The sequence below is a fragment of the Pseudomonas sp. NBRC 111127 genome (genome assembly GCF_001320345.1).
Taxonomy (GTDB): Bacteria; Pseudomonadota; Gammaproteobacteria; order Pseudomonadales; family Pseudomonadaceae; genus Aquipseudomonas; species Aquipseudomonas juntendi.
The window spans coordinates 1-605 of record NZ_BCBD01000347.1 but is presented as its reverse complement, the minus strand read 5'-3'; the positions used below and the strand labels follow the sequence as shown (position 1 = coordinate 605).

Annotated in this window: 1 protein-coding gene; it reads right to left on the bottom strand. The window is 60.0% G+C overall.

The features are described from left to right. Positions 1-605 (bottom strand): immunoglobulin-like domain-containing protein (locus APH30_RS29285; protein WP_177333818.1); only part of this gene is annotated, 605 nt, incomplete at both ends.

Here is a 605-nt window from a genome sequence, read left to right as displayed (position 1 = left end):
TGAACACGTCATCGCCCTGCGCCGGAGCGGCGTAGGACTTGGTGGTCTCGCCTGCTGCGAAGGTCAGGGTCGCACCGGTGCTCAGGGTTACGGTGAACGGCTTGTCCAAAGCCTTGTTCAAGGTGACGGTGAAGGTAGGTTCTGTGGCTTCGTTGACCGAAACCTGATCGGCCACGATGGTGACTTTGACCAAGTCACCTTCGTTGTTGCCGCCCGGGTTACCCGGAGTGCCTGGCTCATCGGTGACTACTGTGCTGACAGTATCCTTGCCCAGGTTCAGCTGCTCGAACTGATCGGCGCCAGCGCCTTCGACCTTGGTCAAACCTTGGGTGATGGTGACTGGATCGTTGACGTAGACGTTGTCTGGCGCAGTGACGGTAACCGAGCCGGTAGCCTCGCCTGCCTTGACAGTCACAGTAGTGCCGTCAGTCAGGGTGAAGGTCAGGCCCTTGTGGTTGGTCACTGGCAGGCTCGGATCGGCGCTGACCAGGGTCACGGTGTAAGTGATCTGGCCACCTTCGGCCACAGTGGTGTTATCCACAGTGAGCTGAGCAGTAACCGGGCTCTGCGTATCGGTCACAGCTACGGACGCAGGCTGGCCGATC